This window comes from Achromobacter sp. (genome assembly GCF_036567245.1).
In the GTDB taxonomy this organism is placed as follows: domain Bacteria; phylum Pseudomonadota; class Gammaproteobacteria; order Burkholderiales; family Burkholderiaceae_B; genus Achromobacter.
The window spans coordinates 1-9461 of the sequence record NZ_DATCUY010000596.1 but is presented as its reverse complement, the minus strand read 5'-3'; the positions used below and the strand labels follow the sequence as shown (position 1 = coordinate 9461).

The 9461-nt window shown below is 67.8% G+C and carries 6 protein-coding genes and 2 pseudogenes; 4 read left to right on the top strand and 4 right to left on the bottom strand.

Annotated features, from left to right (window positions below; translation table 11 throughout):
* Both minC and VIR09_RS25255 read right to left on the bottom strand, forming a co-directional pair.
* Positions 1–453, bottom strand: a pseudogene (gene minC / locus VIR09_RS25260) (septum site-determining protein MinC); the annotation flags it as partial.
* Positions 454–615: 162 nt separating this feature from the next.
* A complete protein-coding gene (locus VIR09_RS25255; RefSeq protein WP_332015340.1) occupies positions 616–2382 on the bottom strand; it encodes a glutamine--tRNA ligase/YqeY domain fusion protein in 1767 nt (588 codons plus the stop codon).
* 136 nt (positions 2383–2518) lie between these two features.
* On the opposite strand from VIR09_RS25255, the gene VIR09_RS25250 reads away from it, so the two are divergent.
* Both VIR09_RS25250 and VIR09_RS25245 read left to right on the top strand, forming a co-directional pair.
* Complete coding sequence (locus tag VIR09_RS25250; RefSeq protein WP_332015339.1) at positions 2519–3862, top strand: cytochrome ubiquinol oxidase subunit I; 1344 nt, start codon at positions 2519–2521, stop codon at positions 3860–3862.
* Positions 3859–4911 (top strand): cytochrome d ubiquinol oxidase subunit II, encoded by a 1053-nt coding sequence (locus VIR09_RS25245; RefSeq protein WP_332015338.1) that lies wholly within the window; start codon positions 3859–3861, stop codon positions 4909–4911. Before VIR09_RS25250 ends, VIR09_RS25245 begins: the two co-directional genes overlap by 4 nt.
* Before the next feature lie 30 nt (positions 4912–4941).
* Here VIR09_RS25245 and recQ read toward each other — a convergent pair whose 3' ends face one another.
* Positions 4942–6771 carry a DNA helicase RecQ gene (gene recQ, locus VIR09_RS25240; RefSeq protein ID WP_332015337.1) on the bottom strand — a complete coding sequence of 610 codons (1830 nt, stop codon included), beginning with the start codon at positions 6769–6771 and terminating at the stop codon, positions 4942–4944.
* 93 nt (positions 6772–6864) lie between these two features.
* Positions 6865–8169 (bottom strand): fimbrial protein, encoded by a 1305-nt coding sequence (locus VIR09_RS25235; protein ID WP_332015336.1) that lies wholly within the window; start codon positions 8167–8169, stop codon positions 6865–6867.
* Positions 8170–8385: 216 nt separating this feature from the next.
* Between VIR09_RS25235 and VIR09_RS25230 the strand changes: the two genes are divergently transcribed.
* Together VIR09_RS25230 and VIR09_RS25225 are read left to right on the top strand one after the other, a co-directional pair.
* Positions 8386–9087 (top strand): response regulator, encoded by a 702-nt coding sequence (locus VIR09_RS25230; protein ID WP_332015335.1) that lies wholly within the window; start codon positions 8386–8388, stop codon positions 9085–9087.
* A pseudogene (locus VIR09_RS25225) lies at positions 9087–9461 on the top strand (ATPase); the annotation flags it as partial. The gene VIR09_RS25230 and the pseudogene VIR09_RS25225, both read left to right, overlap by 1 nt.

Here is a 9461-nt window from a genome sequence, read left to right as displayed (position 1 = left end):
GGCCGCTTCCGGCTCGACGGCAGCCTCGGTGGAGACCTCAGTGGGCGCGGGCGCGGTTTCAATCGCGGCGGCAGGCACCGAGGGCACCGGGGTGGAGACATCATTGGGCGGCGCAGTGTCGATCACCGGCGCGGGCCGGACCGCGGGCGTGGACAGTTCCACCGGGGTCAGGCCGGCTGCGCGCGCGGCTTCCAGGTTGGCGCCTTCGGCAACCACGCCGATGGGAGGCAGGTTATGGCCGCGCAATGCCGCCACCAGGGCGGTCCAATCGATTTTTTCCTCGACGCGGCTGGCGTCGACGACCACGGGTTCGTTTTCGAAGAAGCTGCCGGCATCGGCCATGCGCTTGGCCAGGGCGGCGTTCAGGCGTTCAGGGTCGGCGCTGTGCAGGACCACCCGGATGGCATAAAGGGTGGCGCTTTTGAAGTCCAGGGCTAGGGATTCAGTGTTCATCTTGATTGTGGCTGGCGGTCTTGGGGCCGGGAAACGGCGGGCTCGACCGGCTGCGGGGTTCGGGGGATGATAACCCGCCCAGGGGCGGCATGCGCAGGAGGCGGATCCAAAGAAAAAGGCGCCTTTCGACGCCTTTTCCCTGCAATGCGCGCGCCAGGCGCGTCAGCCTTGCACCCAGGAATCGCGCAGGGTCACGATGCGGTTGAGCACAGGCGCTTCGGCAGTGGATTCCTTCAGGTCGGCGGTGAAGTAGCCCAGGCGCTCGAACTGCCAGGTGGCACCCGGCGTGGCGACGGTGCCCGGCTCCAGCCAGCCCGTGACGGTCAGCTTGGAATTCGGGTTCAGGCAGGCCAGGAAGTCTTTGTCGCCACCGTCGGGACGCGCGTCGGCGAACAGGCGGTCGTACAGGTGGATCTGGGCAGGCACCGCGTGGGCCGCGCTGACCCAGGTGATATTGCCCTTGACCTTGACGCTGTCGGCGCCCGGCGTGCCGCTCCTGGTTTCGGGCAGGTACTCGGCCTGGACCTCGACGACCTCGCCGGCCTCGTTCTTGGTGAAGCCGGTGCAGCGCACCACGTAGCCGTACTTCAGGCGCACGGTGTTGCCGGGGAACAGGCGGAAGTACTTCTTGGGCGCCTCTTCGCGGAAGTCGTCGCGCTCGATCCAGAGCTCGCGCGATAGCGGGAACTCGCGCACGCCGGCTTCGGGATCGTGCGGGTTGCGCGGCGCGGTGCAGATCTCGGTCTGGCCTTCCGGGTAGTTGGTGATGACCAGCTTGATCGGATCCAGCACGGCCACCGAGCGCGGCGCGATCGGGTCCAGGTCGTCGCGCACCGCCTGCTCGAGCAGGCTGTAGTCGATGCGGGAATCGGACTTGGACACGGCGGTGCGGTCGCAGAACAGGCGGATCGACGCAGGCGTGTAGCCGCGCCGGCGCAGGCCGAAGAGGGTCGGCATGCGGGGGTCGTCCCAGCCGTCCACGTGGCCTTCGCGCACCAGTTGCAGCAGCTTGCGCTTGCTGGTGACGACATAGCTCACGTTCAGGCGGGCGAATTCGTATTGGTGCGGCAGCGGCTGCGCCAGTTTGCCGAGTTCGGCCAGGCGCGCCAGGATCCAGTCGTAGAAGGGGCGCTGGTCTTCGAACTCCAGCGTGCAAACGCTGTGCGTGATGCCTTCGAGCGCGTCTTCGACCGGGTGCGCCCAGCTGTACATCGGGTAGATGCACCACTGGTCGCCGGTGCGGTGATGGTGGGCGTGGCGCACGCGGTACATGACCGGGTCGCGCAGGTTGATGTTGGGCGAAGCCATGTTGATCTTCGCGCGCAGCACCAGGCTGCCGTCCGGATGCTTGCCGTCGCGCATTTCGCGCAGCAGCGTCAGCGACTCGGCGGCCGGGCGGTTGCGCCAGGGCGAGTCGGTGCCGGGTTCGGTCAGCGTGCCGCGGTTGGCGCGGATCTCTTCGGGGCTTTGCTCGTCCACGTAGGCGTGGCCGGCCTCGACCAGCGCCTCGGCGAACTCGTACATGTAGCCGAAATAGTCGCTGGCGAAGTACAGGTTGTCATTGCCATCGGCCTTCCAGTCGAAGCCCAGCCAGTGCACGGCCTCGATGATGGCGTCGACGTATTCCTGGTCTTCTTTTTCCGGATTGGTGTCGTCGAAGCGCAGGTGGCAGACGCCGCCGAAGTCGCGGGCCAGCCCGAAGTTCACGCAGATGCTCTTGGCGTGGCCCAGGTGCAGGTAGCCATTGGGCTCCGGCGGGAAGCGCGTGCGGATGCGGGCCGGATCCATTCCGCCCTGCTGTTGCAAGGCCGCCGGGCCAGGCTTGCCCGCCCAACGCTTGCCTGCGAAGCGCTGGGCTTCGAGGTCGTCTTGAACGATGTTGAGCAGGAAATTTGATGCGGCAGGGGTCGGCGTCGTGGCGGAGGTCATTCTTGAAAGAATAGGAAAAAGCAGCGACAAAGAGTCAATTTTGCCACGTTCCGCAGGAGAGGCCTTTTCGCGGCCGGTGCAACCGGTTTCAAACTGTCCCCACAGTGATGTAACTGGCTCTACACTACGGGCCATCATGGACATATCCACGTTATCCCTGGCCCGCGCGCAGTTCGTGGCCAGCCTGAGCTTCCTGGCGTTTTTCCTGGCCTTCTCCCTGGCGCTCGCCTGGGTGTTGCTGTTTTTCAAGATCAGGGCGCGCTGGTCCGGCCATGGCGGGTGGACCGCCGCGTATCGCTTCTGGGTGCGGATCTTCGCGCTCGCCTTCGTGCTGACACTGGCGGCCAGCGTGCCGGTGCTGATCCAGCTGGGCAGCCTGTGGGCGGGCCTGATGGACAAGATCGGCAACGTGGCCGGTCCCTTGCTGGGCTACGGCATTCTCTCGGTTTTCATCCTCAAGTCCTGTTTCCTGGGTGTCATGCTGTTCGGCCAGCGCCGCGTGTCGGATGGCGCCCATACGCTGGCCGTGCTGATGGTGGCGGTGGGCCAACTGGTGGCGGTGTTCTGGGTGCTGGCGCTGCAATCCTGGATGCAGACGCCGGACGGCGCGCTGCTGGTCGACGGCCGCTACCAGGTCTACGACTGGATGGCCGTGGTGCTGAATCCGTCCGTGGGCTGGCGCATGGCGGTGGTGATGGTGGGCGCGGCCCTGGCTGCCTCGTTCCTGATGATGGGGGTGACTGCGCTGCAGGCCTTGCGGCGCCCGTTGGGCGACGGCGAGCGCAATACGTTCAAGACCGCCCTGGTGGTCGCCGTGGTGGCAGCCTTCATGCAGCTGCCGGTCGCGACCGGCGCCGGACAGATGATCGCCAAGCTGCAGCCGGCCAAGGCCGCCGCTGCTGCAGGCTACTGGGAAAGCGGGGCGGAGCCTCAGCTGGTGCTGTTTGCCTGGCCCGACGCGCGAGCCCATGAGAACGTGGCCGACCTGACCCTGCGCAACACAGGCGGGATGTGGCTGCACCGCAACCAGGACGGCACTTACCGCGGCCTGGACAAGTATTCGGGCATGCTGCCGCCGGTCGCGCTGACCTTCTGGTCGCTGCGCGTGGCGGCCGGACTGGGCCTGCTGATGCTGGCCGTGGCCTGCGTGACCTTCCTGTGGACGTTCCGGCGCGGGCTGGATCCGTCCACGCTGCCGCAGTGGTGGCAGCGGGTCCTGTGCGGCATGATGTTCTCCGGCGCCATTGCCGTCGTGGCCGGATGGTGGGTATCCATCCTGGGTCTGCAGCCGTTCGCGGTGAACGGCACCATCACGCAATCCGAAGTGCTGGGCATTGTGGCCTCCAGCACTGTGCTCTATGGCTTGATCGGCTATGGCGTGCTGTACCTGCTGCTGCTCGCGGCGTTTGTCGGCATGCTGTTCCACGCGGCGCGCTACGGCGTCGTGCCTGTGCGCAAACTGGGCGGGGGTACGCCATGATCGCCATGCTGGCCGCCTCCCAAGGCCTGAACCCCGATGATCCCTCGTTCTGGATGCCGCTGGCCTTCATGGCCCTGCTGTTCGTGGTGATCGCCGCGGGCATGGTGCTGGACGGCTTCGACCTGGGCGTGGGCATCCTGCTGCAACTGGCGCCGGAGCACGAGCGCGGCCGCATGATGAGCCTGCTCAGCCCATGGCGCGACGCCAACGAATTCTGGCTGCTGCTGGGCATGGGCCTGTTCGCGGCGGCGTTCCCGTTCGCCTGGGGCGCGGTGCTGGGCAAGCTCTACGGGCCGCTCACCTGCATGGTGCTGGGCGTGCTGCTGCGCAGCGTTTCGTTCGAATTCCGCATCCGCGCGCGCAACGACATGAAGCCGCGCTGGATCTTCGGCTTCTGGGCGGGGTCGCTGATCGCCGCCTTCGGCCAGGGCATGCTGCTGGGCCGCATCGCGACCGGCTACCAGTCCGATGCCGGCTACGGCTGGTTCTCCATGTTCGTGGGCTTGTGCGCGGTAGCGGCCTACGTGCTGCTGGGCGCGTCCTGGCTGGTCATGCGGGTGGACGGCGACTTGCAGCGCCGCGCCGCCAACTGGGCCCGCCATGCCATCCGCTGGACGGCGGTGGGCATGGTGGCGATCGCGGTCACGCTGGGCCTGGCCAACGCCGGCATCTTTTACAAGTGGAGCAACATCGCCCACCTCAGCCTGGCGGCGACGGTCTGGGTGCTGATGCTGGCGGGCTTCGTGGCTGCCGAAATGGTGCTGGCGCGGCTGCCCGGGAAGGCCGACCGCTTCAGCTGGCTGCCGTTCGTGCTGTGCGTGGCCCTGTTCCTGCTGATGCTCAGCGGCCTGGCCTACAGCCTGTTTCCCTACCTGATCCTGGACGACATGACGCTGTGGGACGGTGCGGGCGCGCTGGGCTCGATGCGCCTGGTGCTGGCCGGTGCGGTGGTGGGCATTCCGGTGGTGCTGGTATTCAACATCCTGGCCTACCGCTCGGTGTTCGGCAAGGAGCGCGCGCCGGTGCCGCTGTTGCCACCGCCAGGCTGATCCGGCCAGGCAACCTGGCCGGGGCCGGCATCACAAGACCGGCCTGGCCACGCGCTGCAGGATTTCTTCGCCGTAGGCTTCCAGCTTGCGGGCGCCGACGCCGCTGATGTGGCTCAGGTCGTCCATCGATTCGGGCTGGGCCAGCGCGATTTCCCGCAGCGTGGCGTCGTGGAAGATGACGTAGGCCGGCACGCCGTGGCTCTTGGCCACTTCGCCGCGCCAGGCGCGCAAGGCCTCGAATACGGGCTGCAGTTCGGTCGGCAGGTCGATGGCCGCCGCCTTGGGGCGGCCGCTGCCGGTCTTGCCCGAACGCGGTTTCTTTTCGGATTCCCGGCGCAGCATCAACTGCCGTTCGCCCTTGAGCACGGCCCGGCTGCCTTCGGTCAGGGCCAGGGTGCCATAGCCTTCGTGGTCCACCGTCAGCAGGCCTTGCGCCAGCAATTGGCGCAGCACGCCGCGCCAGGCGGTGTCGCTCAGGTCCGCACCCACGCCGAACACGCTCAGCGTTTCGTGGCCGTGCTGCTTGGTGCGGTCGGTGACCTTGCCGCGCAGGATGTCGATGATGTGCCCGGCGCCATAGCGCTGGCCGCGTTCTTTCCACAGGCGGTAGACGGCGGACAGCACCTTCTGTGCGGCCACGGTGCCGTCCCAGGCCTGGGGCGGTTCCAGGCAGACGTCGCAATTGCCGCAGGCCGTGATCTGCTGGCCGAAGTAGGCCAGCAGGCGCACGCGCCGGCATTCCACCGTTTCGCACAGTCCCAGCATGGCGTCCAGCTGCTGGCCCAGGCGCCTGCGGTAGGACTCGTCGCCGGGCGACTCGTCGATCATGCGGCGCTGCTGCACCACGTCTTGCAAACCATAGGCCAGCCAGGCCGTGGCGGGCAGGCCGTCGCGGCCGGCGCGGCCGGTTTCCTGGTAATAGCCTTCCACGGACTTGGGCAGGTCGATGTGCGCCACGAAGCGTACGTCGGGCTTGTCGATGCCCATGCCGAAGGCGATGGTGGCCACCATGACCACGGCGTCCTCGCGCAGGAAGCGCGACTGGTTGGCGGCGCGCACCTGAGCGCTGAGGCCCGCGTGATAGGGCATCGCGTCGATGCCCTGGTTGCACAGGAACTCAGCGGTTTCTTCGACGCGGGCCCGCGACAGGCAGTAGACCACGCCGGATTCGCCCTCGTGATCGGTCTGGATCATGTCCAGCAACTGCTTGCGCACCTCGTTCTTTTCGATGATGCGGTAGCGGATGTTGGGGCGGTCGAAGCTGGAAACGAAGTGGCGCGCGTCGTCCAGCGACAGGCGCTGGGCGATCTCGCTGCGCGTGTCGGCGGTGGCGGTGGCGGTGAGCGCGATGCGCGGCACGTCGGGCCAGCGCTCGTGCAGCATCGACAGGCCCAGGTATTCGGGACGGAAGTCGTGACCCCATTGGGACACGCAGTGGGCCTCGTCGATGGCGAACAGCGCGATGCGGCCGCGTTCCAGCAGTTGCAGGCAGCGGTCGGTCAGCAGGCGTTCGGGCGCCACGTACAGCAGGTCCAGCTCGCCGGCCAGGAAGGCCTGTTCGACGTCGCGGGCGACCCGCCATTCCTGGGTGGAGTTCAGGAAGGCCGCGCGCACGCCCAGTTCGGTCAGGGCGTCGACCTGATCCTGCATCAGCGCGATCAGCGGCGACACGACGATGCCGGTGCCTTCGCGGACCAGCGAGGGGATCTGGTAACAGAGCGACTTGCCGCCGCCGGTAGGCATGAGGACCAGCGCGTCGCCGCCGTCGATCACTTGTTCGACAATGGCTTGCTGGTCGCCGCGGAAGGATTCGTAACCGAAAACGCGCTGCAACACGCCGAGGGCGCGCGCGTCAGACATGGGGGTAGGCCGGGAGCATCATGGCAGGGATTTTAAGCCGCAATTCCGGCGGACCCTTTCCAGAGGGAGATTTCTGTCTCTGCCGCGGCCTGCCTACCAGCTCAGCCAGGTGCCGCGCATGAAGGTGTCCACCGGCATGCTCAGGTTGGCGCGCCATTCGTAGTTGCCGGAAATAATGTCGCGGTCCGCGCCCACCGCCAGCTTGACCTTGGGCGCCACGAACATGCTGTGGGACAGGCCCACGCGCTGCTCGGCCAGCTCGGAGCCCTCGCGCAGGCCCGAATAGGTGCCGCTGAGCACGCCCCAGCCGGTGATGGGGACGCCCGCCGACACGGTGTTGCGGGTGTGCGCCGCCGAGGCTGCGCCGCCAGCGTAGCTGGACAGGTCGCCATAGCCCGCGCCGACCTGCTCATTGGTATAGCCCAGGTTCACGCTATCGGCCACGGCCACGTTGTAGTCGAAGCGGTAGCGCCAGGCGTTGGCCGCGTCGAACGAGCTTTGCGTGGCCCCCGCGCGGAAGGTGCCGTACTCGCCCGCCGCGTAGGTGGTGCCCATGCCGCGCGTCGTGAGCGAGGGCGCGCTCTGCATCTGCCCCTCCACGGTCAGCGCGGGCGTGAGCCCGTAGCGCACGCTGCCGCTGCCTACCGTGTCGCCGTAGTCCACCGCGCCGGAATTGGCTGCCGGGTCCATGCGGTTGAGCCGGCCCAGCGACGACGAATAGCCGAAGCTGCCTTCCGGAACCGTGGCGCCGGACCCGGCCCAGTTGCCTATCTGCAGTCCGCCCACCGGCGCGCTGCTGCCCCAGGCGGGCGCTCTGGCGTCGATGTTGCCGACCGCGACGGACGGACCCGAGGCGTTGCGGTAGACCCAATTGCGGTTGCCGCCGTAGCGCAGGCCATCCTGGCTGCTGGCGGAGGCGAACCACGGGCGGGAAGCGCGCGACACGCCGGAAATCATGACCACGGGCACGCGCGGCAGATCTCCATCCTGAAGGACGAAGGAGTAGTCCGGCGTGGGTTCCTCGGGCGTGGCGAGTACGCCGCAATCCAGGGGAACCGGGGCAGGTTGGGCGTCTCCGCTCAGCCCCAGACCGGTGCCCGGAATCAGGTCCGCGTCGGCCGCGCCGCGCACGCTGGTGTCCAGGGCCGGTTCCATGGTTTGCATGTCGCAAGGGGACGGATCGAGCGGCACCGCGCGCGACTCCATGGACGCGGCGGGGCGCACGGGGATGGGCTGAACCGTGGACAGTACCCCTATGCCGCGCGCCGAAGGCGGGGGCGGCATATAAGGGGAGGCAGCCAGCGGATCGCCCAGGGCCGGGGCGAGCGGGCAGGCCAATGCCGCCGCCAGCGCGGCGCGCAACAGCCGGTTTCGCCAGATGAATGCAGGGGCGATCATAGAGACAGTGTAAAAAGGGGGCACCGCCTTGCCTGTAAACGTTTTTTAGCAAAGCGGACAGAAGGCAGGCCGGATTCCATTTTAGGTCCAGTCCGAACCGGCGCGGCGTCATGGCGGGAAAGCGCTGGAAAACATGCCCAACATCGTGCAACAGGTATATTTCAGTTGATTTCCCGCCTCTTGCGGCGGGACGCGCCGGGCCGCACTATGGCATCCATGGACAATCCCCACACCAAGTTGCTGGTCGTCGACGACGATCCGGCCTTACGGCAATTGCTGGCCGATTACCTGAACCGGCACGGCTACGACACCCTGCTGGCGCCGGACGCCACCGACCTGTCGTCGCGCATCACCCGCTACGCGCCCGATCTGCTGGTGCTGGACCGCATGCTGCCCGGCGGCGATGGCGCGGACGCCTGCCGCCGCCTGCGCGAGCAGGGCGAGGACATCCCCGTCATCCTGCTGACCGCGCGCGACGAGGCGGTGGACCGCATCATCGGCCTGGAGGCCGGCGCCGACGACTACGTCGGCAAGCCCTTCGACCCGCGCGAACTGCTGGCCCGCATCGAGGCCGTGCTGCGCCGCAAGCGCGGCCCGTCGGCGCTGACCAAGGACGCGCCGGTTTCATTCGGCCCCTTCGTGTTCGACCCCTCCACCCGCCAGCTCGCGCGCGAGGGTACGGTGGTCAAGCTGACCGGCGGCGAGATCAATCTGCTGGAAGCGCTGGTGCGCAACGCCGGCAAGCCGCTGTCGCGCGAACGCCTGCTGGCGCTGGCGCGCGACGACGACGCCGGCGAGCGCAATGACCGCGCCATCGACATCGCCATCCTGCGGCTGCGCCGGGTCATCGAAGAAGATCCCAAGCAGCCGCGCTGGATCCAGACCGTCTGGGGCATCGGTTACCGGTTCTCGCCCTGATGCGCTTTTCCCCTGGTTTCCTGGTGCCGCGGTCGCTGCGGGCAAGGCTGATCCTGCTGATCCTGGGTTCGGTCCTGCTGACGCAGGCGGCCACGCTGGTGACGGTGTCGTACTTCCGGCACAAGTTCATGGAAGACGTGGCCATCGGCTACATCGTCACCACCATCCGCACCTTGCGTGCCGCCGTGTCGCAGGTGCCGGCGGAGGAGCGCGCCGACTTCGTGCGCACGGCCTCGCAGAACCAGTGGCGCCTGTGGTCGCGGGTACTGCCCGCCGAGGCCAAGCTGCAGCGCTTCAATGGCCGCCGTCCCCCGCCGAAGACCGCTCCAAAGCCGCCGCCGCGCCCGCCCGCGGACATGCAGATACACGGCCCG